The organism is Fervidobacterium pennivorans DSM 9078, from assembly GCF_000235405.2.
Taxonomy (GTDB): domain Bacteria; phylum Thermotogota; class Thermotogae; order Thermotogales; family Fervidobacteriaceae; genus Fervidobacterium; species Fervidobacterium pennivorans.
This window is the reverse complement of sequence record NC_017095.1, coordinates 1,043,783-1,068,988: the sequence shown is the minus strand read 5'-3', so window position 1 is coordinate 1,068,988 and position 25,206 is coordinate 1,043,783. Positions and strand designations below refer to the sequence as shown.

The 25,206-nt window shown below is 38.1% G+C and carries 27 protein-coding genes and 1 tRNA gene; 16 read left to right on the top strand and 12 right to left on the bottom strand.

Features of this window, described 5'->3' with window-relative positions:
* Nucleotides 1-2 precede the first annotated feature (2 nt).
* The 10 genes from FERPE_RS04980 to FERPE_RS04935 all read right to left on the bottom strand — a co-directional run bounded on the left by FERPE_RS04980 (nucleotide 3) and on the right by FERPE_RS04935 (nucleotide 8,591).
* On the bottom strand, nucleotides 3-956 hold the full coding sequence (locus FERPE_RS04980) for an aldo/keto reductase (RefSeq protein WP_014451562.1): 954 nt from the start codon (nucleotides 954-956) through the stop codon (nucleotides 3-5).
* A gap of 143 nt (nucleotides 957-1,099) precedes the next feature.
* Nucleotides 1,100-2,014, bottom strand: coding sequence for a glutamate formimidoyltransferase (ftcD, locus tag FERPE_RS04975; protein WP_014451561.1), 915 nt, complete (start codon nucleotides 2,012-2,014; stop codon nucleotides 1,100-1,102).
* A gap of 35 nt (nucleotides 2,015-2,049) precedes the next feature.
* A complete protein-coding gene (locus FERPE_RS04970) occupies nucleotides 2,050-2,667 on the bottom strand; it encodes an N-glycosylase/DNA lyase (protein WP_041263306.1) in 618 nt (205 codons plus the stop codon).
* 44 nt (nucleotides 2,668-2,711) lie between these two features.
* Nucleotides 2,712-4,922 (bottom strand): BamA/OMP85 family outer membrane protein, encoded by a 2,211-nt coding sequence (locus tag FERPE_RS04965; protein WP_014451559.1) that lies wholly within the window; start codon nucleotides 4,920-4,922, stop codon nucleotides 2,712-2,714.
* A 35-nt stretch (nucleotides 4,923-4,957) separates the two neighbouring features.
* Nucleotides 4,958-5,497: an ATP-binding protein gene (locus tag FERPE_RS04960; RefSeq protein ID WP_014451558.1), complete on the bottom strand. Its 540-nt coding sequence runs from the start codon at nucleotides 5,495-5,497 to the stop codon at nucleotides 4,958-4,960.
* Nucleotides 5,485-6,120, bottom strand: a complete 636-nt coding sequence (locus tag FERPE_RS04955) for a PHP-associated domain-containing protein (RefSeq protein WP_041262835.1) — start codon at nucleotides 6,118-6,120, stop codon at nucleotides 5,485-5,487. Before FERPE_RS04955 ends, FERPE_RS04960 begins: the two co-directional genes overlap by 13 nt.
* A gap of 95 nt (nucleotides 6,121-6,215) precedes the next feature.
* A complete protein-coding gene (locus FERPE_RS04950) occupies nucleotides 6,216-6,545 on the bottom strand; it encodes a hypothetical protein (protein ID WP_014451556.1) in 330 nt (109 codons plus the stop codon).
* A gap of 56 nt (nucleotides 6,546-6,601) precedes the next feature.
* A complete protein-coding gene (locus FERPE_RS04945) occupies nucleotides 6,602-7,117 on the bottom strand; it encodes a hypothetical protein (protein ID WP_014451555.1) in 516 nt (171 codons plus the stop codon).
* Between the two features lie 68 nt (nucleotides 7,118-7,185).
* The gene (gene ruvA / locus FERPE_RS04940; protein WP_014451554.1) at nucleotides 7,186-7,749 is read right to left on the bottom strand and encodes a Holliday junction branch migration protein RuvA; all 564 of its coding nucleotides are present in this window, start codon (nucleotides 7,747-7,749) and stop codon (nucleotides 7,186-7,188) included.
* Nucleotides 7,746-8,591, bottom strand: coding sequence for a TatD family hydrolase (locus FERPE_RS04935; protein WP_014451553.1), 846 nt, complete (start codon nucleotides 8,589-8,591; stop codon nucleotides 7,746-7,748). The genes ruvA and FERPE_RS04935 overlap by 4 nt, the downstream gene beginning before the upstream one ends.
* Before the next feature lie 158 nt (nucleotides 8,592-8,749).
* Here FERPE_RS04935 and FERPE_RS04930 point away from each other — a divergent pair, with 158 nt between their 5' ends.
* The 13 genes from FERPE_RS04930 (at nucleotide 8,750) to FERPE_RS04870 (ending at nucleotide 21,197) form a co-directional block, all read left to right on the top strand.
* Nucleotides 8,750-9,352: a thymidine kinase gene (locus FERPE_RS04930; RefSeq protein ID WP_014451552.1), complete on the top strand. Its 603-nt coding sequence runs from the start codon at nucleotides 8,750-8,752 to the stop codon at nucleotides 9,350-9,352.
* Entirely contained in the window at nucleotides 9,349-11,148 is a 1,800-nt protein-coding gene (locus FERPE_RS04925) for a 5'-nucleotidase C-terminal domain-containing protein (protein WP_014451551.1), read from the top strand. Before FERPE_RS04930 ends, FERPE_RS04925 begins: the two co-directional genes overlap by 4 nt.
* A gap of 176 nt (nucleotides 11,149-11,324) precedes the next feature.
* Nucleotides 11,325-13,286 carry a methionine--tRNA ligase gene (gene metG / locus FERPE_RS04920; RefSeq protein ID WP_014451550.1) on the top strand — a complete coding sequence of 654 codons (1,962 nt, stop codon included), beginning with the start codon at nucleotides 11,325-11,327 and terminating at the stop codon, nucleotides 13,284-13,286.
* Between the two features lie 61 nt (nucleotides 13,287-13,347).
* Nucleotides 13,348-15,831 carry a DNA gyrase subunit A gene (gene gyrA / locus FERPE_RS04915; RefSeq protein ID WP_014451549.1) on the top strand — a complete coding sequence of 828 codons (2,484 nt, stop codon included), beginning with the start codon at nucleotides 13,348-13,350 and terminating at the stop codon, nucleotides 15,829-15,831.
* Nucleotide 15,832: 1 nt separating this feature from the next.
* A complete protein-coding gene (locus FERPE_RS04910) occupies nucleotides 15,833-16,273 on the top strand; it encodes an archease (RefSeq protein ID WP_014451548.1) in 441 nt (146 codons plus the stop codon).
* A complete protein-coding gene (lexA, locus tag FERPE_RS04905) occupies nucleotides 16,270-16,866 on the top strand; it encodes a transcriptional repressor LexA (protein ID WP_014451547.1) in 597 nt (198 codons plus the stop codon). The genes FERPE_RS04910 and lexA overlap by 4 nt, the downstream gene beginning before the upstream one ends.
* A 33-nt stretch (nucleotides 16,867-16,899) precedes the next feature.
* The gene (locus FERPE_RS04900) at nucleotides 16,900-17,235 is read left to right on the top strand and encodes an STAS domain-containing protein (protein ID WP_014451546.1); all 336 of its coding nucleotides are present in this window, start codon (nucleotides 16,900-16,902) and stop codon (nucleotides 17,233-17,235) included.
* 40 nt (nucleotides 17,236-17,275) lie between these two features.
* Entirely contained in the window at nucleotides 17,276-17,611 is a 336-nt protein-coding gene (locus FERPE_RS04895) for an STAS domain-containing protein (RefSeq protein ID WP_014451545.1), read from the top strand.
* A gap of 12 nt (nucleotides 17,612-17,623) precedes the next feature.
* Nucleotides 17,624-18,061: a ribose 5-phosphate isomerase B gene (gene rpiB / locus FERPE_RS04890; protein WP_014451544.1), complete on the top strand. Its 438-nt coding sequence runs from the start codon at nucleotides 17,624-17,626 to the stop codon at nucleotides 18,059-18,061.
* The gene (locus FERPE_RS04885; RefSeq protein WP_014451543.1) at nucleotides 18,062-19,045 is read left to right on the top strand and encodes a histone deacetylase family protein; all 984 of its coding nucleotides are present in this window, start codon (nucleotides 18,062-18,064) and stop codon (nucleotides 19,043-19,045) included.
* 39 nt (nucleotides 19,046-19,084) lie between these two features.
* Nucleotides 19,085-19,528: a GatB/YqeY domain-containing protein gene (locus tag FERPE_RS04880; RefSeq protein ID WP_014451542.1), complete on the top strand. Its 444-nt coding sequence runs from the start codon at nucleotides 19,085-19,087 to the stop codon at nucleotides 19,526-19,528.
* On the top strand, nucleotides 19,525-20,502 hold the full coding sequence (locus tag FERPE_RS04875) for a radical SAM protein (protein ID WP_014451541.1): 978 nt from the start codon (nucleotides 19,525-19,527) through the stop codon (nucleotides 20,500-20,502). The genes FERPE_RS04880 and FERPE_RS04875 overlap by 4 nt, the downstream gene beginning before the upstream one ends.
* 35 nt (nucleotides 20,503-20,537) lie before the next feature.
* The gene (locus FERPE_RS04870) at nucleotides 20,538-21,197 is read left to right on the top strand and encodes a hypothetical protein (RefSeq protein ID WP_014451540.1); all 660 of its coding nucleotides are present in this window, start codon (nucleotides 20,538-20,540) and stop codon (nucleotides 21,195-21,197) included.
* Nucleotides 21,198-21,241: 44 nt separating this feature from the next.
* Here FERPE_RS04870 and FERPE_RS04865 read toward each other — a convergent pair.
* A tRNA-Ser gene (locus tag FERPE_RS04865) sits at nucleotides 21,242-21,330 on the bottom strand.
* A gap of 102 nt (nucleotides 21,331-21,432) precedes the next feature.
* On the opposite strand from FERPE_RS04865, the gene FERPE_RS04860 reads away from it, so the two are divergent.
* From FERPE_RS04860 to FERPE_RS04850, 3 genes are read left to right on the top strand one after another with little or no spacing between them, the layout of a single operon-like run.
* Nucleotides 21,433-22,122: a response regulator transcription factor gene (locus tag FERPE_RS04860; RefSeq protein ID WP_014451539.1), complete on the top strand. Its 690-nt coding sequence runs from the start codon at nucleotides 21,433-21,435 to the stop codon at nucleotides 22,120-22,122.
* The gene (locus FERPE_RS04855; RefSeq protein ID WP_155804107.1) at nucleotides 22,097-23,323 is read left to right on the top strand and encodes a sensor histidine kinase; all 1,227 of its coding nucleotides are present in this window, start codon (nucleotides 22,097-22,099) and stop codon (nucleotides 23,321-23,323) included. Before FERPE_RS04860 ends, FERPE_RS04855 begins: the two co-directional genes overlap by 26 nt.
* A 58-nt stretch (nucleotides 23,324-23,381) precedes the next feature.
* The gene (locus FERPE_RS04850; protein ID WP_014451537.1) at nucleotides 23,382-23,624 is read left to right on the top strand and encodes a hypothetical protein; all 243 of its coding nucleotides are present in this window, start codon (nucleotides 23,382-23,384) and stop codon (nucleotides 23,622-23,624) included.
* 103 nt (nucleotides 23,625-23,727) lie between these two features.
* Here the strand turns inward: FERPE_RS04850 and FERPE_RS04845 are convergent, their stop codons facing one another.
* Complete coding sequence (locus FERPE_RS04845) at nucleotides 23,728-25,071, bottom strand: cyclic 2,3-diphosphoglycerate synthase (protein WP_014451536.1); 1,344 nt, start codon at nucleotides 25,069-25,071, stop codon at nucleotides 23,728-23,730.
* Nucleotides 25,072-25,206: the final 135 nt, after the last annotated feature.

Sequence of the window (25,206 nt, the reverse complement as noted above, 5' to 3'; positions counted from 1 at the left end):
TCTCAAAACAGGGAACTTAATTCTTTATAGATTTCATCAGTTATTTTGTCTTTCACTTCAACAGCTTTTATGTTTTCCTTGAGTTGTTCGAGGGAGCTTACACCAAGTATGACGCTACTAACATGTGGATTTTTAAGACACCAAGCGATAGATAGTTGTGACATAGTAACACCCAGGTCGTCAGCGATTTGTTTTAACCTTTTGATTTTGTTTGTTGTCTCTTCTCCAAATATTCCTCTTTCTTCCATCACTTGTTTAAGCCAGGGCCATCTATCGAGTCTTGAGCCTTGAGGTATTCCTTCCAAGTACTTCCCAGTAAGGACCCCTGATGCAAGAGGACTCCATGTGGTTAGACCCATACCGTATTTTTCGTAAAGTGGCGCGTATTCTTTTTCAACCCTGTCTTTAAATATGAGGTTGTACTGAGGTTGTTCAACAACAGGTGGTATGCAGTTCAACTCTTTTGCAACTTGGTGTGCCCTTTCTATTTCTTCGGCACTCCATTCGCTCGTTCCCCAGTAAAATGCGAGTCCACTCCTGACAATTTGATCCATTGTCCAGACTACTTCTTCCATAGGAACTTCCGGGTCTGGTCTGTGACAGTAGAGAATGTCTACATAGTCCAGTTGTAATCTCTTAAGAGAGTTCCAAGTACCTTCTAAAAGATGCTTTCTCGAAAGTCCTTTGTCGTTTGGACCATCGCCACCCCAGAAGATTTTTGTAGATATGACAAGGTCTTCTCTTCTGTATTCTTTCAAAATCATACCAAGCATAGACTCTGCAATTCCATTTGCATATGCCTCGGCTGTGTCAATGAAGTTAATACCGTTAGACACAGCATATCTCACAACTTCGCGAGTGGATTTTAAATCCAGCTGGTTTCCAAATGTCAGCCACGTTCCAAGAGAAACTTCACTAATTTTTAATCCCCACTTACCTACTTTCCTGTATTCCATAATACTCACCTCCTGCTGTAGGATAAATCAAAAGTTCGAGATGCGAACTTTTTACCCGCTATATTATATCACAAAAACAACGGGAGATGCAAGTGCACCTCCCGAAAAATCTTGAATTTTGAGATTGTGAAAAATATCTTATTTCACTCTATTTCTTTTGTCAATTCGTTAAGTAACCTTTCCTCTATAACTCTGTTAGTCCCGAAGTCGTCGATCTGCAAATACCATGCAAATGTATCGACAACAGCTTGGAGTGGTACCATACCTATTATTTCACTTCCAACAACAGGAACACCGTACCTCGCGGCTTCCCGTTTGATTGTTTCAAAAACCCTGAAGATAGGAGATTTTTTATAGTTTGTGAGGTTCATTGATACTTGAACTATGCCCTTTTCTTTTAATTCTACACCCATTGCTTTGACGTATCTGTATCCACCACTAATGTGTCTTACAGCTTTTGCTATCTTGTCTGCAATTTCAATATTATTCGTCCCTAAGTTCACGTTGAACGCAATGAGAAATTCTCTTGCGCCAACAGCTGTGACACCCGCTGTTTCGTGGACTCTATCTGGACCAAAGTCTGGTTTCCAATTTGGGTCTTTGATTTTTTCAAAAAATCCCTCGAATTCTCCCTTTCTAATTTCTGAGAGGTTCTCCCTCTCTGGACGCGTTGCGCTGCGTTCGTATAGGTAAACGGGAATCCCAAGTTCTTCGCCTATTCTTTTGCCCAATTGTTTTGACCACTCTACACATTCTTGCATGGTTGTTCCTATGAGTGGAACAAGAGGAATAACATCCGTAGCACCCATCCTTGGATGTTCACCTTTATGGTAGCGCAAATCTATTAGCTCGGCTGCCTTCTTTGTCATGTCGAAAAGTGCGTTGAGAACCTGCTCTGGTTCACCAACAAGCGTGACGACAGACCTGTTGTGGTCCTTATCCATTGACCAGTCAAGTACCTTAACTTTTGGATACTTACTGGCTTCTTCGATAATTTGCCTGACAATCTCTTCCCTTCTACCTTCACTGAAATTTGGAACGCTTTCGATTAGTTTCATGGAAATCCCCCTTCCTTAAGTTAGAACAAAGTTGTTTATTTGTCCACAGTCTTTTTTATCATATACCACAGGTAGAGGTCAAACTTCCCTAAGTGCTCTCCAAACATATCTGCAACTTTTCTAAGCCTTTCTTCGTAGTCTAAATAGCGTTTTTTCGTCCATCCTTTTGGTATCTCTTCGATAAGACCGTATTTGTTCATAATTCTTAGAACATGCTTATCCAAGATAGCATAGTTTGTGAACGCAATGTTGCGTAAGAAATGGGAGCTTTCTTTCCAACCGAGTCCTTTGACATTCTTTACGATGTACTCACGAGGATCCTCCTGCTTAATTAACTCTTTTAATTTGCCGATAATCCACCTGTTTGATATTATGTATTCAGCTCTAGCTTCAGGATACCTGTGCCCAACTTCCCGTAGTTTGCTAACTAACTCTTCTTTTGACATATATACAAAACCACGTCCGATGATTTTCTGTGCTTTAATACCACCCTGCGCACTCCAGTTCGCCGTTAGAATGCAAAAACACAACTCCGAAAATAAATCTTCTTCAGAACCTTCCTGCCTTAGTTTTTCAAATTCTTCCCATCTTGATTCAACAAGAGGTTTTGCTTGTTCTCTAATCGACTCGAGATTTTTAAGTAACTCGTCAATATTGTGCATTATTATAAACCTCCAAGTCCCCTTTACTATGCTCTTTAGAATGTCTGACCAAAAATGAAATATGTGTTGAAGTTCGGAGAAAATGTTGGTAAAATCTGCAAACCTACGCCAAAACGCACCAAACCAAACATAGGTAACACTAAGCCCAGTTCAACACCTGCTGAAGATTTGAGGTTGTCAAATGTGTAAGCTTGACCTATGAATCCAAGGTCGTAGAAAATGGAAAAGTAGAATATTTGGTCTGGTTCTTTAAATCTGATTTCGTTGTTGTTTAAAACAAGCACGGTTCCTTTTTCTTCGCTCTTTACACCTCTCACCTGATATGGACCAGCAAGGCTGAAGTTCACAGGAGCCCCCGCTGTTTGAAAGACTTGGGCGTTATAAATGCGGCTTGCTAATGAAACAGTCTCGGATAATGGCAAGTGGTATGTTGCCTCTGTAAAGTAACTTACAGCGTCAGAACCTTGTTCTGAGAGTGGGAAATATTTTGTTCCACTGAAGGTGAATGAATAACCTTTCATCGGGACGTAAAGGTTATCTAAAGTTTCATAAACGTAGCTTCCTGTTAAAGCCAGGGTTTTGGTAGTGAGCGTTGTTGTAGACGAGGTCGTGGTTTCAGAGTAATTCGCTGTCAAAGAAAATTGACCAATAGGCATTTTTAGAGTGCTTATTCCGGCTGAAGTGCTCCATTTTGTTGTTGTTGTTCCCTCTTGGGTTTCCTGGTTAAATGAAATTGAGGACGATACACTTAATGGCATTTCAAAGGGCTTTCTTATACCAAAATTGAGCGACAGGTTCGTGGTAGAAAGTGCTTTTTGCAACGATATGGAGAAGTTCTCACCGTAACCGAAAGGATTTGTAGAAGATAGTGAGAGTATACCTGCAAATCCCTCATACCAAGGTTTGTCTTTCACTGGCCCCCATGTTATTCCACCTTGGAAGTCGAATTTCTTGTCTTTTTCCAAGACGTTTACAACAATGTCGACACTGTCATTATCCACTGGTTCAAAGTTTAAATTCACGTCTTTGAAGAAGTTGCTCTTTTTGAGTTCAATATACGTGACTTGCAGCTGATTACGGTTTAAATAATCGCCGGGTTTAACGGCTATCAAATCGTCGAAAACATAGGTTTTTGTTCGTTCATTCCCTGTTATTTTAACGTTTCGAACTTTGGTTTCACTTACTACTATGTACAGGTAACCTTCTTTGTCAGTTTCCAGATTCAGATTTACGATGTATCCGGATTTATCGTATTTGTCTTTTACTTTTTGTATCGTTTTCAAAATCTCAAAATTTGTGTATGTTCCTTCTTTTACCTCACCAACGAGTTCCCTTTCGCTAAAGATTGTATTACCCTTAGTTCTGATTCCCTTTAATTGGGCAGGCTGATTTACGATAGTGTTGTCTGTTAGTGTAATTACAAGACTTTTTGCGGGAATGTCTATTTCCTCTTCAAAGGTAGAAATATCAATCACTTTGAAGTATACGTATTTAGAAAGGTTTTGGAAAAATTCCTGGAACTTTTGTAAGGTTGGAACGTAATTCTTTGGGCTGTCGAAAATCCTTAAGAGTGGAGCTTTGACTTCGTAATCTTTGTATTTTGGCAAACTTAATTGCTTTTCGATATTTTGGAACTCTGATTTGAACTGTTCATCGTTGCTTTGAATTTCAAATTTTACATCGTAAAGTACATATTCTGTTACTTTGAACAGTACATTACTGCCATCAATACGACCCGATATGTAGACAAAAGCAAAAGTCTTATCTTGAGATTTCGGAGTTGCTACAATGTAACCATTATCAGTGTAAATTTTCGCAATGTTGTTTATACTTTCCCAGAACTTTTCAAAACTAAAGGCCTTACCTTCTTGTAAGGTTATCGAGCCTTGGAGTGTTTCCTTGGCAATAATTCCGGGTCCTGTGATTTCTAAGGAAACTTGTGAGACAGGTTCGTTTTCTACAACCTTTATGAGCAAAATTTTTTCATTTTCTTTCCCTGGAACATCTTCCAGAACGTATTGAATGTCTTCGAAGTATCCAAGTTCTTCAAGTTGGGAGACAATGTCTTCTATTGCATACATGTTTATGTCTTTTCCTATGTAAGCACTGTAAGCATAAGTTAACTCGTTTTTTTGAATAGTTTTTAATCCCTCGAACTTCACGTCTTTCAACACAAAACCATGTAAAGTTATACTGATGAAGACAAAAAGTACCGTTAAAATGGGTAAAACTGCTGTTTTCCTCATCTTTTTTCCTCCCTTGTTGTAATTCTCTATTTTATTTACTCCTTAATTGAGCTTTCAAGTTCCTCCAGCATTTCTGACAGTGCTTTTATTTTTTCTGGCGTGTCCAAAACTCCTAGGTATTCTCGGATTGTTTCAGAAGAAATTTCGTAGCAATTGTCATTATAGCACCGTGTGATAAACCACTTTATATTTTGATTTAGCAAAAGAACAAGAAATGTATCGACAAGGTTTCCCACCGGTTGACAATCAATGTGGGATTTGTAGAACAAAGCTTCTGTTCTTGTACCCTTACCGTATTCGGAATATACTTTTACATAACCACCAGTTGCTTCGGCGGATTGCTTTAAAAAAGGTAACCCGAGTCCCACCCTTCTAATCTCTTTTTTTCTGGTTGTTACAAATGGATCAAAGATTTTCTCAAGGATATCAGGTCTAATTCCGCCCGCGTCATCTTCTATTAAGAAATAAAAAATTTCATCTGTTTCTTTGATTACCAACCTCACATTCTTTGCTTTCGCATTTATTGAATTTTCTGCTATATCATGCACGTGGTCTGCGAGAGTTATAAGTCCCAAATGGTTTTAAACCTCCCTTCTTGAATTAGTTTTATGACATGCTCTGCACTCTTTGGTTGCTCTTCAAAATATACTTTCCTTGAGCCGATTTCGTCGGGGGTATGAGCATCAGAAGAAGTTAAAATTATAAATCCCTTGCTTCGCAATTCAAAAGCAAGCTCCTTTTTCTTAACTTCAACGTGTTTGACATTATGGGGCACCATCCCGAGTTGTTGAATGACGCCAAATCTTCTATCGACGTGTGCAAAGACTGGAAGACCGTTGTGCTCTGTAATTAGTTGTAAAATATCTTCGATAGTCATACTTACAGGAAAACCGAGGTAATAATCCAGGGATTCTGTGAATTCTTCCTGCTCATTCAAAACTACTTCGTAACCATACTTTTCGGGATCATACTCGAATTTTGGCAGCATTTGTTCAACGACTTCTGAAACAGCTAACGCATCTTTAATATCCGGAAAGTAACCAAGCACGTGAACGTCTTCAAGTGAATGGATTTCAATGCCAGGAACGATAATTTTGTTACTACATAAAGAAATAAAAGCCGCAACGTTACGTGCGGAGTTATGGTCAGTGATTGATATGATTTCTACTTCTGAATCACAGACCACCGAAGGAACCATCGTAAGCTCTGCACAAGGGGACAAACAAGAATGAACGTGAAGATCAGCCCTGTACATGTATCATCAACTTTCTCATAATCAACTAAAATATCTAATCATCGAATCCCTAATTCGTAGATCTTACCAGCAATGTAATAGGAACTCTCCGAAGAGACGTAAAGATTTATACCTTCCTCTTTTGCTTTTTCGATAGTGTCTTGCGGATAATCAAGTCCTTCACACAGTACAATTGCTTTTATTCCTGTTAGTGCAGCAACTGCAATTATGTTGACATGACTTTGGACCGTGAGCCAAATGCTATTTTGTTGAGCGGAACGCATAACAACACTTAGTAAGTCACCAACGTAACAATGTTCGATTTCGTAATCGTGGCAGAACACAACCTCTTTCAAACCTATGGTTTTTGCTATTTCGGAAATTTTCACAAAAGCCCCTCCCCCTGAAATATTCCGGAAGTTTTTATGAGAGTTAAGTATATTAACTACACGGTTGTATTCAAAATCATTCCAACAAGTAGCTCTGGAATCTTCATACCAACCATGAGTGCGTTTATGGCCATTGTTAGTAAAAGAATCTGTTGCAATAATTTTTCTCGCTCCATAGGATCCGCTGTTTGCTGTAGCTTTCTGTACAGTTCATCTATTTTCCTTTCAATTTCGTTTCTTTTCAAACTACTGTCTTCACCTATTTTGTTTTGCTGGTTTTCTTGCGTAGTATTACCATTTCTCTGCCCAGGCACATAGATTAAGACTTTGGTTTTACCTGCAACTGCCGCTAGGAAAGAGCCTCGTTTTTGAACATCAAGGTATATACCACCGTATATTATAAATCCACCCTGCTCGGCAGCTTGCTTTTTAAAGTCAATATAATTTGCAAATTCTTGGTTCATCACTCTTAAAAAACTTTGGCTCGCCGGTGCACCAAAAGGAACACCGGGTTCTCCGGGATCTAATTTATAACCCAGAACGGGGTTGACCACGCTTGGTGAATTTGTCATTGAAATTCCACCAACAGGACCTACCCCATACTAATACCTTCTTTCTTTTATGCTTTCCTTATGTTTCCTCACATCTTTGACAAAATCTTAAGTGCTTCTTTTATCAATTTCGATAGATTTGCATCAGGAGATTCTTTCCTCGCTTGTTTCACAGCGTTTTGAGCTTGTGTTTTCGCATATCCAAGTGATACAAGTGCTTCGATTGCTTCAAGCGATACGTCATCAACCTGCATTGGCTCAAATTCGTCTTTAAGTTCAGCAACTATTCTTTCTGCTGTTTTTCTTCCAATGCCAGGAATCGACGAGAGTCTTTCAACATCACCATTTGCGATTGCCGTTGATAAAAATTCTATGCTTGCTGAAGATAGAATCTTTATTGCACTCTTCGGTCCTAACTTTGATACTTTTATGAGCTTTTCAAAAACATCTCTCTTTTCTTTGGAATCGAAGCCGTATATACTTATATCTTCTTGCGTTACTATCAGTTTTGTAAACACAATAATTTCTTGTCCTTCTTTTGTTTCCGAAAAACTTTCCGCATCGCATATAATACCAACTACTAAATTACCGATATCGACAAGAACTTTCCCTTCACTACGTCCCAAGAATTTTCCGCGAACTAGTTCTATCATTTTTCACCATCTCCAGATTCCGTGCTTTGTTCTATGTTTGCAAAACTTTCAGCAAGACTAACTTCGAAGATTTCTTGAACATTTTTCCATAGCCGTTCCGAAACGTCGTGACCAAAGATTTTTTCGAGTTCTTCGTAGACGTAAGATACATAAATTGGTTCATTCCGCTTACCTCTGTAAGGCTGTGGTGGTAGGTAAGGACAATCCGTCTCTGGAACGATGTTTTCCTCTCCAATTATTTTGACCACGGACCTTAGCATTTCGTTCTTTGGATAAGTGATAGGACCTCCAATTCCTATTTTAAAGCCTAATTTAACAAAACGCTTTGCCCAGGTTTCGTCGCTACTGAAAGCATGCACTATTCCACGTAAGCCTTCAAAAGAAAAGGTTCTAAGAATATCGTATGTATCATCGTATGCTTCCCTGATGTGCAAAATTATTGGTAGTTTTAAGTGTAGTGCCAGTGCTACCTGGTCAGCAAAAACTTTCTTTTGAACATCCACAGAAGATATATTTCGATAGTAATCCAAACCTATTTCACCTATAGCAATGACTCTGTTTACTTTCGTTGCCGTCTTTTCCAAAATATCAAGGTATTCTGTTCCGGTTTTGAAAGCATCAGTTGAATCATGCGGATGAATTCCTATAGCTGTGTAAGTGTTTCCCAGAGTTTTGGCGATATCGATGCATGGTTGTATATCGTTCAAACTTGTCGAAACATTCAGGACAAAACGTAGTTGAGAAGTCCTTTTAAGGACATCTTGAAAGTCTGATTTGAAATGTGGCATATGCAAATGTGCATGCGTATCTACGAGGTATCTTTCATCTCTTCCCATATCCATTTTTCTATTCCTCCTTTTTCTGGTATAATTATACCAGATATGCTAAGATTTTTTACAGTTGCTCTGCTTTATCGACAAAAACTTAACTTTGTGGTAATATGATAAATGGTGTAACTTTGAAAAAATATAGGACAAAAGAGAGGTGTAAATGTTAAACTATGAAAACGATCGGGAAGCTCACTGTAATTACTGGTCCAATGTATTCAGGTAAGACAACAGAACTTCTAAACTTTGCTGAGATTTACGAAATTGGTAAGAAAAAAACTTTGATTTTCAAGCCAGCTATCGATACCCGCTACAGTGCTGAGGACGTTGTAACTCACAAGTTTCACAAAATGCCTGCAAGGGTTGTCAAAGATTCGACCGAGCTTTTTGAATACTATAATTCTTTAATCGAAAAGCCGGATGCGGTGTTTATAGATGAAGTTCACTTTTTCGATGTCGAACTAGTTAATATCACCAAAAAAATAACCTTAGATGGAGTAGATGTTTATTGTGCAGGACTGGATATGAGTTATTTGTGGGAACCTTTTGAAACGACTGCAAAATTGATGGCACTTGCAGATGAGATTATCAAAAAGAAAGCAGTTTGTGAAGTATGTGGCGAATACAAGGCAACGTTATCTTACAAATTAAAAAACAACGGTGGTGTTTTTGATGTCGGCGGGAAGGACAAATACATCGCCGTTTGTAAAGATTGTTATGAAAGTTATGAAAGAAATGCACAAAACATAGATGAAGAGGAGGGAAGAACATTATGAAAGGAAGAACGACACTTACACTGGTAGGTTTATTTGTTCTGGCAGTTTTAGTCTTAGGTCAGGCTACTTCAACAACGGTCACTATTATTCATACTGCCAATATTTACGGGAATGTTCTCCCGTTCAACTATTTCACGAATACTTATGAATCAAAAGGTTTGGTGCAAATTTATTCCTATGTTTCACAGCTTAGACAAAAATCATCAGAGTTATTGTTAGTTGACACCGGGAATTTATTATACGGCAGCCCGTTTGGCGATTACTTTTTAGAAAACGATGCAAGTGAAAATCCTGTTGTTACTTTATTCAACCAAATTGGTTATGATGTGTTCGTGCCAGGTACATTTGAGTTAACGCTTGAAAGTGAAAAATTTGAAAAAAATTTGAAAAGCTTGAAAACATACGTACTGGCATCTAATTTGGTGAATAAGTTTGGTTTTATTAAAAATTACTACGTCAAAGTTTTTCGCAACGGTTTAAAAGTTGCTACAGTAGGTGTCGTTCCACCATACGGTAATTTAGCTTCAGCAGACTATGTCAACACAATTAAATCAGTTATACAAAAATTGAAATCGGAGGTTCAGCCAGATGTTATTATCTTAGCAACCAGCGCTGGAATAACATATGACCCGGTAAGTGGAAAGCAAATCTCGATCCAGAGTGCCTTGAACTTAGGTGATGTTTTGGTTAAAGAATTCAACAAAGACGTAGATATTTTCCTTTTCGGTAATCAGACACTTGTTTACACAGGCATAAACAAGCAAAATAAAGTTTTTTCAATTCCCGGTAGTGAAGGGACTTCCGTAAATCAAATAGACATATCTCTTTCACAAACAAGCGGCAAATGGAAAATCAGTAAAGTAGCTGTACAAAATGTAAAGCTAGAAAAGATAAAGCCTGTAGAAAACGTAATGAACTGGGCTCAGCAATTTGAAACATACGTAGAAAAGTGGCTAGATACTCCTGTAATAAAGTCGAACATAACAATAGGATTTAACAAGTACATGGCAATTTTAGAAGATACCTTAGTCACAGAAATAGTTAATAAATCGATAATCGAGTATACAAACTCACATATCGGAATATGGAACGTGTTTAACCCAAATTTTGAAGGCTTTATTGAAGGAGATATTACGAGGCGAGACCTTTACGCTTTAGTGGGTAGAACAACTACAGTTAAAACGTTGAAATTGACGGGAAAACAGGTGAAAGAGATTATCATGAAGAGTCTAAATATGCTTTCTTTTAAGGATGGAAAGGTTGTTTTTGAAAAAAGTCTTGTAAGTTCTCCTTGGATCTACGATTTGTTCGAAAATCTTGAATATGAAGTTGTAATTAACAAAAAAGAATTGAGAAAGATACAATTTATGGGGAAGGTCATCAATGACTCTGATGTCTTTGTTGTTTCTGTTCCATCCGTGAGAACTTACGGTCAAAACGCTATTATTAGCGGGGCAATAGTGGAAGAATTCGAAATACCTGTTCAAAAAATTCTCTTCTCTCAAGTTAAAAAAATTCTGCCTGAAGGTGTCTTAGATACAAAGGAAGATAATAATCGAGTCTCGTTGGTGCAACTTACTTACACAGTGAAACCTGGAGATACTTTGGCTCGGATAGCTTACAGATTAGGTATTGCAACTTCAGATGAGGATTTGCCATTAGCGATAGTGGAACTTATGACACTTAATCCCATTATCAAAAACCCGAACCTTATTAGACCTGGATGGGAAATCGTTTATTACAAAAAATACCTTGACCTCATTCCACCTCTTAGAGAGCTTTTTGAGGCAAGATAGAGATTTATTAGTTTTTAATATATAACAAATATGACAAATAAAAAGCGAGGTGGAAAGCCCTTCCACCTCGCTTTTTATAGCTAATAAAGTTTTCACAAGTTTCACACAATGGGATTCAAAGTGTGGTATAATATACAAAGAATCATAATTATAGACTTTTTTGGAGGTGCTTTAAGGTGAAGAAGTTTTATATTACAACCCCTATTTATTATGTTAATGCTGAGCCACACATTGGAAGTTCTTATACAACTATCATTGGTGACATTCTTGCTCGTTACAAGCGGATGATGGGTTATGATGTCTTTTACTTAACCGGTACCGACGAGCACGGACAAAAGATAGCGCAAGCAGCGAAGGAAAGAGGAGTTGAACCACAGCAATTGTGTGATGAATTAGCCCAGAAGTTTAAAGAGCTTTGGAAAGAGCTTGAAATTACTAACGATTATTTCATCAGAACAACCGATGAACATCATATGAAAACTGTGCAATATTTTGTTTCAAAGATGATGGAGAATGGCGACATCTATAAGGGGACCTACGAAGGTTGGTATTGCGTACCTTGTGAAACTTACTGGAATGAAGATGAACTCGAACATTCAGAAGATGGAAAACACCTTTGCCCATCATGTAAACGAGAAGTGCAGTTGATTAGAGAAGAAAATTACTTCTTTAGACTATCAAAATACAACGAACCCCTCCTGAAACATTTTAAAGAAAATCCCGATTTTGTAGAGCCAGATTTTCGAAGAAACGAGATGCTTAAGATTCTTGAATCGGGGTTGAAGGACCTTTCAATAACTCGAACGACTCTGAAGTGGGGAGTTCCGATGCCAAATGACCCGGAGCATGTCATATACGTTTGGGTCGATGCGCTTATAAACTACGTTTCTGCTATAGGATATCCTGATGATATGGATACATTCAACAAATGGTGGCCTGCTGATGTGCATCTGATTGGAAAAGAAATTAACAGGTTTCATAGTTTGATTTGGCCCGCGATGTTGATGTCGGTTGGTCTACCATTACCTAAAAAAATCTTCGCGCATGGTTGGTTAACAGTAAATGGTCAAAAGATTAGTAAGTCGCTTGGAAATGCCATAGATCCAAGGGAATACGTTAAGAAGTATGGTAACGATGTTGTTAGGTATTACCTTGTCAGAGATATTGTCTTTGGTAAAGATGGGGATTTCTCTGAAGAAAACTTGGTCAAAAGACTAAATTCAGACCTTGCCAACGATTACGGAAATCTTTTACATAGAACGCTTGCAATGATAGTAAAACATTTTGATGCTCAGATACCAGGAATTGGAGAATTGGAAGAACTGGACAAGAAATTAGTGGAAAATTACGAAAAGACTAAGCAAACCTATATTGAACTTATGGATAAATACAGAATTACCGAAGCACTAGAGGTACTTTGGCAGTTTATAGGTGATTTAAACAAGTATTTTGATGAGGCAAAACCTTGGATACTTGCTAAAGAAGGAAGCAAGGAGAGACTTGGAACGGTTCTTTCTCTTGTAACTGAAAGTATTTTCAAAGTAGCAACACTTGTATCGTGTGTAATGCCGAATTCTTCAAGGGAGATTTACAGCAGGCTTTCTGTAAATGAAGCGTTCTCGGAAAAGTTTCTGGAAGGATGGAACATACTTAAAGGGCGCAAGGTTGTTCATGGCGAACCTCTCTTTAAAAAGATAGAGAAAACAGAAAAGGAAATCCAAAAACCACAAAAATCTAATAAGCAGGGGGATAAACCTATGGAAAAGCAAGAGAGTGTTGTAAGCCAGGCAGAAAATGTTGTTTCTTTGGACGAACTTATAGATATTGATTACTTCAAAAAGGTTGATCTTAGAGTAGCAAAGATTATATCAGCTGAAAAGGTTGAGAAATCAGAAAAGTTAATTAAATTGCAAATTGACCTGGGAGAACTTGGGACACGACAAATCGTTGCCGGAATCGCTCAATTCTACAAACCCGAGGAACTTGTTGGAAGACTGATAGTTGTTGTAGCAAACCTAAAACCAGCAAAACTTATGGGGATTGAATCTAAAGGTATGCTTCTTGCTGCAAAAAAGAATGACAGACTTACACTTTTAACAGTGTCTGGTGAAATAGAACCAGGAGCAAAAATTTCCTAATGGAATAGCTTAAATTTAAGCAAAGGCAAACTATATTGAAAACGTTGGGAGGTAATTTTCTGTGGATGAAAGAGAAATTAAGCAGGATACATTATCTAATAATGAGTTAAGAGAGAACAACAATTCAAATAATGTAATAGAACGTGTACTCGAGGAAGAGCTTGTTAAGTCTTACTTGAGCTATTCAATGAGTGTCATTATTGGTCGTGCAATACCGGATGTGAGAGATGGGCTAAAGCCAGTACAAAGAAGGATATTATATTCCATGTATGAGCTTGGGTTGCTCCACAACAAACCATTTAAGAAGTCAGCACGTATCGTTGGTGAAGTCATGGGTAAATACCACCCTCATGGTGATGCTGCAATATACGAGGCGCTTGTTCGAATGGCACAACCTTGGTCGATGAGATACCCACTTGTTGAAGGGCAGGGAAATTTTGGTTCCATCGACCGTGATCCACCTGCTGCAATGAGGTATACTGAAGCCAGGTTGCACAAAATTGCCGAAGAAATGCTCGAAGACATAGACAAATCAACTGTTCGGATGCTCGACAACTTCGACGGCTCACTACAAGAACCGGAAGTGCTCCCTTCGAAGCTTCCGAACCTCCTCTTAAATGGTGCAAGTGGTATTGCTGTTGGAATGGCAACAAGTATACCAACGCATAATTTACGAGATGTTGTTGATACCATAATTGCAGTTATAAAGAAACCTGATATATCGTTGGAAGAGATGATTGATATAATAAAAGGTCCTGATTTCCCAACAGGAGGTATCATTATAGGTAAAGCCGGTATCAGGGAAATGTATGTTACCGGTAAAGGAAGTTTCACAGTTAGAGGAAGAGTCGAAGTAAAACATGATAAAAAGAAAAAATCGATTATTATCACTGAGATACCGTATGGTGTAAGTAAAGCAGACCTGATAAATCAAATAGCAGCCTACTTACAAGAAGAAGAAGTTCCTGTTAGGGACCTAAGAGATGAAAGTGATAAGGAAGGACTTAGAATAGTTATAGAATTTCCCGAGGATATAAACGAAGAGGTTATCTTAAACAATCTCTATCAAAGAACTAACCTTCAAACACGATTTAATGCAACATTTCTTGTTATTGACGCTGACAAACAACCAAAATTGATGAACTTAAAGCAACTTGTTGAAGCTTATATAAAGCACAGATTCGAAGTTATCAGGAAAAGGACGCAGTACGCTTATCAACAAGACTCACGAAGAGCGCACATTTTGGAGGGACTAATAAAAGCTTCAAAGTCTATTGATACTGTCGTAGAAATTATTCGGAATGCAAAAGATACATCTGATGCTATGTCTCAGCTTATGGAAATCTTACAGATGACTGAAGAACAAGCAAAAGCTGTGCTTGATATGAGACTTGGTAGATTAACCAACCTCGAGACACAGAACCTCCAATCGGAATACAGAGAGGTTCTTTTAAGGCTTGAGAAAGAAAAAGAACTCTTAATGAGCGATGAAAAAGTTTACGAAGTGATTGTTCAAGAGTTGCTTGAGGTTAAAGAGAAATACGGAGACGCTCGTAGAACAGAAATAACAGAACACGAAGAAGTTATAACGAAATTTGGCAAGAAAGACCTTATACCAAACAAAGATGTTGTTATGACTCTTACAAGAAAAGGATTCCTAAAGCTCATGGATTTGAACGCATTCAGAACGCAGAGGAGAAATGGTAAAGGTGTTACTGGGGCAAATTTGATGGAAGACGACATAATATCTCAGATTATTTATACCAAGTTGCACAATAAAACATTATTCTTCACTTCGCAAGGCAAAGTATACGAGATAGAAAACATAGATATAGAAGAAAGCGGTAGAGCTACAAAAGGAAAACCGATTACTAAATATATCAAGCTGGAACCAAATGAAAGAGTGCTTGCTATGATGGACATCTCAGATTACAAAGGCGATTTGCTGTTTGTCACAAAAAACGGCGTAGTTAAACGAACAAGTTTAGAAGACTTCAAGAATATTACATCTAAAGGTATAAGGGCAATTACTTTTAGAGATGGAGACGAACTTGTTTCAGTTTTGCGTGTAGAATCAGAAGATAGCACAGTTTTAATCTCAACCAAACTTGGTATGAGTATAAGATTCCCAGTTGATGAAGTTCGCACAATGGGGAGGAATGCTGCAGGTGTTAGAGGCATTAGATTAAGAGAAGGAGATCAAGTAGTGTCTGCCACAATTTTAAAAGACGATAGCGGATACATACTGACAATAACTGAAAAAGGTTTCGGGAAGCTTACCGAGGCAAGTGAATACAGAAAACAATCGCGGGATGGTTTAGGAATCAAAAACATCGCAGAAGTTGAAAAAACAGGTCCTGTTGTAGGAGTTGCATATGTAAAAGGAGATGAAGAAGTTGTGGTCTTTACAAAAGACGGAGCTTCTATAAAATTCAAAGTGGCGGATGTTCCTTCAAGGGGAAGAGTTGCTCAGGGTGTTAGGGTTATACACTTAGCAGAAGGTGACGTAGTTGCAGACTTTGCGGTTATAGGTGGTGAAGAATAATTTGTTCAGAGAAATCTCTCATACTGCAGACCTCGCTTATGAAATAGAAGCTGCAAATGTAAATGAGATGTTGCAAGATTTTATAACAATAATTATTCAAAATTCTGAAATTTTTGAGAAGTCTGACACGGACATTCCAGAATCAATGTCCAATATTGTTAACAAAAGTAACAACGAAGGCACATCAGATTTGCAAAACGTTATGAAAAAATGTTATAATATCAACAAAAGTAATGATAGTGAATTTGTAGACAACCTATTTGACGCTGTCAACGATATAATCTCTTTGGTTGACAGAGGATACTTCCCGGTGAAAGTTGAAAATCAATGTGTATATTTCACAAGAAAACGCGTTATACTACGTATCAAGGCGCTGACGTATCATGGGCTGGAAGTAAAACTCGGTGAAAGAATAAGCCTGAAGGTGGTGTTTGATATATGAGAGAATTAACCGAAAGACAAAGGCGAATCTACGAATTTATAAAAGAGTACATAACAATAAAGGGTTACGCGCCTTCGATTAGAGATGTTGCTCGACATTTTAAAATGACGCCTAGAGGAGCTCAACAACATATTATCGCACTTGAAAAGAAAGGATATATAAAACGTTCCAAAGGTGCGAGGGCAATAACGCTTGCTGATCGCAAGGAAAGTATAGTAGTCCCCGTTAAGGGAAAGATAGCTGCCGGTCAAGCCATAGAAATGTTTGAAGAAGTTGACGAAGAGATAGAAGTTCCTATCGAAATGCTTCGAGGCTACGGCGAATATTTTGCTCTCAAAGTTCAAGGAGATAGCATGACAAATGCACACATTATTGACGGAGACTACGTCATACTTAAGAAACAATACACAGCAGAAAACAACTCAATAGTAGCTGCGGTGATTGATGATAAAATAACTTTGAAAAGATTCATTTTAAAAGACAATTTAGTGGAACTTGTTCCAGAAAATGAGTCGTATCCAATTATGCGATATGAACCAAAAAAAGTTAGAATCATTGGGAAAATGGTGGGATTAATAAGGATTATAAGATAAGCAGTTTTAAACAGTACGTTTGAGGTGATGAGTATGCAAAAAAGTGTAATGGGGGATGTTGTAAAATTTGTTATACCAGAGGAGTTAGAACTAACCAATGCGCAACAAATCAAGAAAATGATTTATGAAGACGCTTTTGAAAAAGGGTTCAAGAAGGTAATTCTAGACTTTTCAAAGACGAAATATATCGATTCTACAGGATTGGGAGTGATGGTTGCGATACATAAGCAAGCGCTTATGAACGCAGGTGCTGTTGTCTTTTTACACCTTGATAGCAATATAAAAAATTTGCTCAAAATGACAGCGCTCGACAGGATTTTGAATATATACGATAATGAAGAGGAAGCTGTCGAATTTTTAAATAAGTAAGCTACTTTGAACAATTCTTGCAAAAGGAGGTATAAGATTTATGTACACACACACTGAACAATTTGGCGTAGTTATTGTTTCTCTTGAAGGCGACATCACTATGCAAAATGCGATGACTTTAAGAAATTGGGTGGTCGACAACCTTATCAAGAAAGGCAAGTCAAAAATCGTTTTTGATTTCACAAGAGTTAATTCTGTTGACAGTTTTGGACTGGGCACATTTGTTAGTTTGCACAAAACTGCCCTGTCTGCGAACGGAACTATAGCTTTTGCCAACGTCAACGACAACGTTAAAAAGCTCCTTACAATGACGGCTTTGGACAAGGTTATTAAAGTATTCCCATCAGTTATGGACGCTGTTAACTCTATTAAATAGGAGTGCATGGAAATGAAAATAGCAATAGGTAGTGACCACGCTGCTTTTGAATTGAAGGAGAGAGTAAAGGAACATCTTCAGAAGGCAGGTATAGAAGTTATCGATTGTGGCACCTATTCGATTGAAAGTGTTGATTATCCTGACTACGCGAAAAAGGTTGCAGAAAAAGTTACAAGCAAAGAATGTGATTTTGGAATCCTTATGTGTGGAACAGGGATAGGAATGTCTATTGCAGCAAATAAGATAAAGGGTGTTCGTGCTGCGCTTTGCTTGTTCCCAGAGATGGCTGCGTATGCACGCAAGCATAACGACGCAAATATTCTGGTTCTACCTGGGCGATTGATGGGAATAGAGTTGGCAAAGTGGACTGTCGACGCGTTTTTGAATTCCTCTTTTGAGGGTGGAAGACATGAAAGAAGAGTTAAGAAAATCGAGGAGCTCGAGAAATAAATGTTAAATGGTGAAAAAAGCTGTTTGTTTTTCTGCGCTGACTTGAATGAGTATTTTGTCCCGAAAAAAGAAATAGATAAAGGAAAATTTATAAGAAATCCTGAGAAACCAAACAGGTTAAGGTTTGTTTTGCAGTATCTTCAAGAAAGATTCCCAGCAATTCAACCATTGCAGTTCAGCGAGGAACATATTCTTAAAGTACACAGCGAAAAGTATTTTAACTACTTAGTCAAGAAATCTCAGGAAGTGGAGGACGAATACCTCCCAGAAGTATTTTTTGTTGACCAAATATTTGATACCGGAACCCCTATCAAGAAAGAGATTTTCTTTGCAGCCAAAAGGGCTGTGGATATAGTTCTCAGTGCAACAAAATATGCTTTCGAGCAAAAAGTTATAACGTACGCGCTTACACGACCACCGGGACACCATGCGATGGTCAATTATGGTGGTGGATATTGTTATTTCAACAACGCTGCAGTTGCAGCTAGGTACCTTGAAGAAAAAGGTATGCGGGTTGCTGTTCTTGACTTAGATTTCCACCACGGCAATGGGACGCAGGATATATTTTACAAAGACCCAAACGTGCTTTACGTTTCTATACATGGAGACCCCAGAAAGTTTTACCCGTGGTTCAGCGGTTACGAGACAGAATGTGGAGAAGGGAACGCGTATGGAACGAATTTAAATATTCCTTTGCCTGAGAACTCAGATATAAATGCATATGGCGAGGCTTTAAAAAAGGCTATTCAAAAGTTGAAGGACTTTAAACCAGACGCGCTTATGATTTCTTTCGGTACAGACACGCACATAAAAGACCCTGTTGGAAGATTCGCTCTCTTGTCTAAAGACTACAAAACTATTGGCTCTTTGATAGCTAATTCTTTAGTGAGTGACTATCTCGTTATTGTGCATGAAGGTGGTTACAACTCAAGGTCTAACCTTGTAGCAGTCAAAAATTTCCTTGCAGGTCTTCTTGGAGAATAGCTAGAATTAAAACTGTTTAACAACAGAAGGAGGATTCGTATGGGACTTAAGGAAAAAATACTCAATGACATGAAAGAGGCTATGAAAAATAAAGATGAAATAAGATTACGAGTTTTAAGGTCGATAAAAACGGCTATAGGTTATTTCGAAGTTGAAGGAGAGAAAAAAGAGGCGTCCGACGAAGACGTGCAAAAGATTATCCTTAAAGAAATTAAAAAGCGTCAAGAATCAATAGAGGCATACAGGACTGCAGGTAGGGAAGACTTAGCAAAAGCTGAAGAAGAAGAGCTCAAAATACTAGAGGAATACGCGCCTAAGATGCTTTCCAAAGAGGAGATAGAACAGATCGTTTCAGCTGTAATATCAGAACTGAATGCTACACCTAAAGACTTTGGAAAGGTTATGAAAGAAGTAATGGCAAGGGTCAAAGGCTCTGCCGATGGAAAATTAGTGAACGAAGTTGTAAAGGAGCTCCTCAAGTGAATCAGGTGGAATTAAAAGAAAAAGCAGGTGAAAGAAAACCTAAGATATTTCCAGTCTTTCTACCGAACCTTGGTTGTAAGACACGTTGTGTTTATTGTAACCAGGTAATTATGACGGGAGAAACGATCCCAAATATTGACAAGATTGCTGAAGAAGTAGCATCTGTAACCCAGATAGATGAGATAGCATACTACGGTGGCACGTTTACAGGCTTGAAGTTGGAGCTAATGGAAAAGTTACTTTCGATAAGACCGGACATACCAAAAAGAGTCTCCACTAGGCCCGATGTTATAGATGAAAATATTGTTGAAATTTTAAAAAGAGGGAACGTAAAAACGATAGAATTAGGCATTGAAAGTATCGATGATGAAGTACTTTTCCACTCCAAACGAAATTATTCGAGCCGCGATATTTTTAAAGCGATATCACTATTAAAAGGCAATTTTGAAATTGTTGCACATTTGATGACCGGACTTCCTAAAGATAGCAGAGAGAAAGATTTGGAAAGTGTTAGACTTCTTATCAATGAAGGTATTAGAACTTTTAGAATACATCCTACAATTGTTTTTAGAAACACGGAGCTAGAAGGTCTTTTTGAAAAAGGTTTATACAAGCCTCAGACACTCGAAGAAGCCACGTCTGTTGTGGCTGAAATGGTTATAATTGCTGAAGGTAAGGATGGAAAAGTTATCAGAATTGGCTATCATATTCCACAATCTCAATTAAAATTTGTTGTTGCCGGTCCATACCATCCTTCATTTGGTGACTTGGTGCGAAGCAGAATCATAAGAATGATAGTTGAGAGGTTTGAAGTGAAACATATTGCTTATAGTCGAAGATTTACGTCTTGGATTAAAGCTTATGGAAACGAAAATCTCCAAGTAAAATTTCTTGAACTTGCTGAAGAAGAGAATATATTTTTCGATGGGATACCACTTTCAGAGATGTTAAAGAAGTATTCAGCAGTAATTTGAAAAAAGATTTTCTCAGTTCAAATTGAGGTGGTTAAATGCAAGAACTTATCTTCTGGTTGATTTTTTCTATTGTAGCAGCAACATTGATAATTACCCAAACAGTTGCGGTTACATCGAAACCGACAGTTCCTCAACTCACGAGTATTGAGCTACCAGACTTAAGCAAAAAGGATCCTGATGCGCAATTAATATATGAAAATGAAATTCTCAGCGAAAAACTGAGTAAGTTTCTCGAAGGGAAAGTTGTTATTTATTCATTGGGAGAATCCTCAGGTCCTACTTTTAACGAAAAAAGCATCAGAGAGGGAGCTCAACAAATAGCTTATCAGGGTTTGATTGCAGAACTAGAAACGGTGAAAAACAGCCTTACAGCACAGGTTATTTCACTTTTCAACGAGGAAAGAGCGAAAACAATGAGTACAAGAATAGCCGAATTATTTGACCAGCTTTACCTAAGAATCACATTTGACGACGTACTGGCTGTTACCTACAAAATTTGGAAAAAGAGCAAAGGTGAAGTGACAACGTATTATTATCTTGTTATTTTTGATGACGAATACGCAAGGATACTAATAGAATCTCTAGCAACCGATCTTATTCAAGAGCTTCAAACTTACGGTGTTCCTTTTAAAGATTTGTGGCAAAAGGCGTTGGATGAATATACAGCACAGAGAGGAACATCACACAACCAATGACTTGTACAGGACAAAAAGATATTAAAAAAAAAAAAAAAAAAAAATGGCGGAGGCGGTGGGACTCGAACCCACAAGGACCGTAAGGTCCACCGATTTTCGAGACCGGCTCCTTAGCCAGTTCGGACACGCCTCCGTCCAGCAGTAGATAGTATACCATAGCTTTTGTAATTTTCAATATTTTAAAGTTTTGCAATAGGCTGAACCTTAATTACTTTTTGAGCTAGGGGTGGAGTCCATGGAAAACGCTCCAAAAATTCTGATTGTTGAAGATGACAGAAAACTTCGCCGACTTCTAGAGATGGAACTTGAACATGCAGGTTACAAAGTAGCTTCATTTGATAATGGTATAGATGCTCTTGAGAATTTCAAGCAATTAGCACCAGATTTAGTGATACTCGATATAATGCTTCCAGATATGGACGGTTATGAAATAGCGCAAAATCTAAGAAAACTTAGTCCAGATGTGCTAATCTTGATGCTCACAGCTCTTGGGATGAAAAAAGATAAACTTACAGGATTTGAGTCAGGAGCAGATGATTACCTTACAAAGCCTTTTGATAATGAAGAACTCTTAGCTCGTATTAAAGCACTTTTAAGAAGAAAGCATATCGATGTCTCAAGACCATACAGGATAGGTCGTTTAGAAATCTACGAAGATAGAAGAACTGTGTACTATGATGGTAAAGAAATTGACCTAACAAAAACTGAGTTTGAGTTGTTGATGTATTTAGTTAAAAACAGAAATCGAGCTGTTAGCAAAGAAGAAATACTAAATGCTGTTTGGGGCATAGATTATTATGGTTCAGACAACACTGTGGAGGTTTACATAAATTACCTCAGAAAAAAGCTCTCACCTGATTTGATAAAAACAGTGAGGGGAATAGGTTACAGACTGGTTGGTGAAGAACTTGAAACTAACCACTAAGCTTGCGCTTGTAAATACTTTTGCAACGGTCATTCTGGTTTCGTTCGTTTTAGGACTTACTTATCTATACTTCTACAAGCTCGCCATGAGACCTGTCCTTGAAGATTTTTCCAACCCCGGAAGGTTTGTAACCGTTGTTTCTACACCTTTTGGTAAGCAATACATTGTGTTAAGATGGGATGTATATGTTGCAGATTTGGAAGAACGGGTAGTAGTTAATGACCCATATGGAATAGGTCTAGTTGAAGAAACGGGGTTAAAGAAAATAGGAAATCGCTATTTTTACATGATGTCCGTTCAAAATGTGATAGTAGGAAAGGAAATAACTGCAGTAATCAGATTTCTCGAAAACATTCGGAAGCTTTTTATCCTCGCTATTTTGCTTCTTGCAATAGGTGTAGCAGTGTTTACTTACTTTCTGACAAGGAAGAACGTTAAAGAATTGAAGGAGTTCATAGCACAAATTGAATTGCTTGGTGGCACGGATGTTACAAAAAGAGTTGAGATGGCGACTACCACGTATGAATTGAAAGAGCTGGTTCAAAAGTTCAACGAATTGATGGAAAGAATAGAGAGGTCCTATAAAGCTCAAGAAGCTTTTGTTTCGGCCGTATCGCACGAATTAAGAACACCTGTTGCAACGTTGGTAGGTTATGTTAATATGCTTAAACGTTGGGGTATGAACAACGAGAATGTTTTGAGGGAGTCAGTTCAGGCAATAGAGGAAAGTAGTAAAGAGATAAAACAAATAATTGAAAACATGCTCTTGATTGCGAGGGTGGAAACTCTTACAGAGGAGAATATAGAACTAGAGAGCTTTTGCGAAGAGTTACTTCACCAGAAATTTAGAAACAGAAATCATGAATCTATCGATGTGGAAATTCGTGGGAAAGGAACAATGAAAACAAATAGGGAAGGACTGGGTATAATTTTGACGATATTGCTTGACAACGCTTTCAACCATGGGGCACCTCCCTACTTAATTGAAATAAAAAACAACGAAATCGCAGTTGTTAACCATGGTGAAAAGATACCAGAAGAGGTTATTCCAAAAATCTTTGAACGCTTTTTCAAAGGTGAGAAATCAACAGGCACAGGTTTGGGGCTTTATATTGCAAACGAAATTGCTAAAAAGTTGGGTTTGAAGATACAAGTTGATAGTAACGAAGAAAGAACTATTTTTAAGATAGTGAAAGATTGAAAAGGTAACTCTAAAATAAGTTAACTTTTTGTCGATAACGTTAGCAGAGGTGATATTTATGACTATTTCTGGCGTAAATAGTATTTTAACATCTGTGTATCATCAAATGCCTGTTGGAGTAAAGGGTGTATCAACTTCTGGAACATCTGTTTCTGACGTGAATCAGCAAGTTGAGCAAGCGAAAGAGCTTATGCTTAGAACTCTGGAATTCGCGTTTTACAAACAACAAGACATGAATCTCAAGCTTGTAAGGATTGCTGGCGAACTTTTTCAAGGTAAGAGTCTTGATGTAACTGCATAATCTGGAATTGTACCATAGAGTAGGCTATCCAATAACGTTTTTTATACTTGAAAAAAGCGGGTGTGTTTTCAACACACCCGCTCCATTTTTTGTTATTTAGTGATTACTTCAAAAGTCCTTTTTTCTTGAGGAAGTCTGTAAGAATTTGGTCAAGTGTTGGTTCGCCTATCTCTTGGAGTTCGTATCTAACTCTGACTGCAGGCTTGTTGAGTTTCAAAACCCTTCTCAAATCGATAGGTGTGCCTATTATAACGACTTCTGCATCAGACTTGTTGATTGTTTCCTCTAATTCTTTCATTTGCTTTTCACCGTAACCCATTGCTGGAAGTATAACATCTAAGTGGCTGTATTTCTTGTATGTGTCAACAATTGAACCAACTGCGAATGGTCTTGGGTCAATTATTTCTTTTGCTCCAAACCTCTTTGCTGCAACGTATCCGGCACCGTATCTCATATCGCCGTGTGTTAGGGTTGGGCCATCTTCGACAACTAAGACCTTTTTCCCTCTTATCAGTGATGGATCATCAACGAAAATTGGGGAAGCGGCATCAACTACTATTGCATTAGGATTCCATTTAGCAATGTTCTTTCTAACTGTTTCAATGTCATCTCTATTTGCTGTTTCCTCTTTGTTAATAACTATTACGTCTGCCATAAGTAGATTTGTCATTCCGGGGTAGTAGGTGACTTCATGACCTGGTCTGTGTGGGTCAACTACAACGATGTGTAAGTCCGTTTTGTAGAATGGGAAGTCGTTGTTACCACCATCCCAGAGGATAATATCTGGATTTTCCGCCTCTGCTGCTCTGAGAATAGCTTCGTAATCAACTCCAGCGTAAATTACGCTCTTTCTGTCGATGTGTGGTTCGTACTCTTCTCTTTCTTCAATTGTACAATTGTGTTTGTCTAAATCTGAATAATCCGCGAATCTTTGAACCTTTTGTGCAACCAAGTCACCGTAAGGCATTGGGTGTCTTATAGAGATTACCTTGAGTCCTTTGCTTCTTAAAATGTCAAGCACCCTTCTTGTTGTCTGACTCTTTCCACAACCAGTTCGTACAGCGCATACAGAAACAACAGGTTTAGTTGATTCTATCATTGTTGAATCTGGACCCATGAGTTTGAAGTCAGCACCAGCAGCAAGGGCAATTGCTGCTCTTTCCATCACATACTGATGTGGTAAATCGCTATAAGCAAGAATAACTTCATCTACATCGTATTTTTTTATGAGTTCTGGAAGCTGTGCTTCATCTTCGATAGGGATTCCATTTGGATAGAGTGGACCAGCAAGTTCAGGAGGATAAATTCTACCAGCTATATCAGGAATCTGTGTAGCAGTGAAAGCTACAACCTCATAATCAGGGTTGTTCCTAAAGAACGTGTTAAAGTTGTGGAAGTCCCTACCGGCAGCGCCAAGTATAATAACTCTTCTCCTTCTTTTTTCCATGTTGTTCACCTCCGTTTGTTTAGTTGATAGTTGGTACTGATTCACAGCATTTAGAATTATACAGGTAGTAGCTCTACATTTCAATACCAGGTATACCGAATTATTAGTAACAATTCCTTTGTTACTGTTGTATCC

Excerpts from the sequence above, each read along its gene's own strand:
- rpiB (WP_014451544.1), top strand. The coding sequence starts at position 17,624 with ATGAAAATAGCAATAGGTAGTGACCACGCTGCTTTTGAATTGAAGGAG.
- FERPE_RS04850 (WP_014451537.1), top strand. The coding sequence starts at position 23,382 with ATGACTATTTCTGGCGTAAATAGTATTTTAACATCTGTGTATCATCAA.
- ftcD (WP_014451561.1), bottom strand. The coding sequence starts at position 2,014 with ATGAAACTAATCGAAAGCGTTCCAAATTTCAGTGAAGGTAGAAGGGAA.
- FERPE_RS04845 (WP_014451536.1), bottom strand. The coding sequence starts at position 25,071 with ATGGAAAAAAGAAGGAGAAGAGTTATTATACTTGGCGCTGCCGGTAGG.
- FERPE_RS04885 (WP_014451543.1), top strand. The coding sequence starts at position 18,062 with ATGTTAAATGGTGAAAAAAGCTGTTTGTTTTTCTGCGCTGACTTGAAT.
- FERPE_RS04925 (WP_014451551.1), top strand. The coding sequence starts at position 9,349 with ATGAAAGGAAGAACGACACTTACACTGGTAGGTTTATTTGTTCTGGCA.
- FERPE_RS04895 (WP_014451545.1), top strand. The coding sequence starts at position 17,276 with ATGTACACACACACTGAACAATTTGGCGTAGTTATTGTTTCTCTTGAA.
- ruvA (WP_014451554.1), bottom strand. The coding sequence starts at position 7,749 with ATGATAGAACTAGTTCGCGGAAAATTCTTGGGACGTAGTGAAGGGAAA.
- FERPE_RS04935 (WP_014451553.1), bottom strand. The coding sequence starts at position 8,591 with ATGGATATGGGAAGAGATGAAAGATACCTCGTAGATACGCATGCACAT.
- FERPE_RS04900 (WP_014451546.1), top strand. The coding sequence starts at position 16,900 with ATGCAAAAAAGTGTAATGGGGGATGTTGTAAAATTTGTTATACCAGAG.
- FERPE_RS04870 (WP_014451540.1), top strand. The coding sequence starts at position 20,538 with ATGCAAGAACTTATCTTCTGGTTGATTTTTTCTATTGTAGCAGCAACA.
- lexA (WP_014451547.1), top strand. The coding sequence starts at position 16,270 with ATGAGAGAATTAACCGAAAGACAAAGGCGAATCTACGAATTTATAAAA.
- FERPE_RS04930 (WP_014451552.1), top strand. The coding sequence starts at position 8,750 with ATGAAAACGATCGGGAAGCTCACTGTAATTACTGGTCCAATGTATTCA.
- FERPE_RS04955 (WP_041262835.1), bottom strand. The coding sequence starts at position 6,120 with ATGGTTCCTTCGGTGGTCTGTGATTCAGAAGTAGAAATCATATCAATC.
- FERPE_RS04965 (WP_014451559.1), bottom strand. The coding sequence starts at position 4,922 with ATGAGGAAAACAGCAGTTTTACCCATTTTAACGGTACTTTTTGTCTTC.
- FERPE_RS04980 (WP_014451562.1), bottom strand. The coding sequence starts at position 956 with ATGGAATACAGGAAAGTAGGTAAGTGGGGATTAAAAATTAGTGAAGTT.
- FERPE_RS04860 (WP_014451539.1), top strand. The coding sequence starts at position 21,433 with ATGGAAAACGCTCCAAAAATTCTGATTGTTGAAGATGACAGAAAACTT.
- FERPE_RS04945 (WP_014451555.1), bottom strand. The coding sequence starts at position 7,117 with ATGACAAATTCACCAAGCGTGGTCAACCCCGTTCTGGGTTATAAATTA.
- FERPE_RS04880 (WP_014451542.1), top strand. The coding sequence starts at position 19,085 with ATGGGACTTAAGGAAAAAATACTCAATGACATGAAAGAGGCTATGAAA.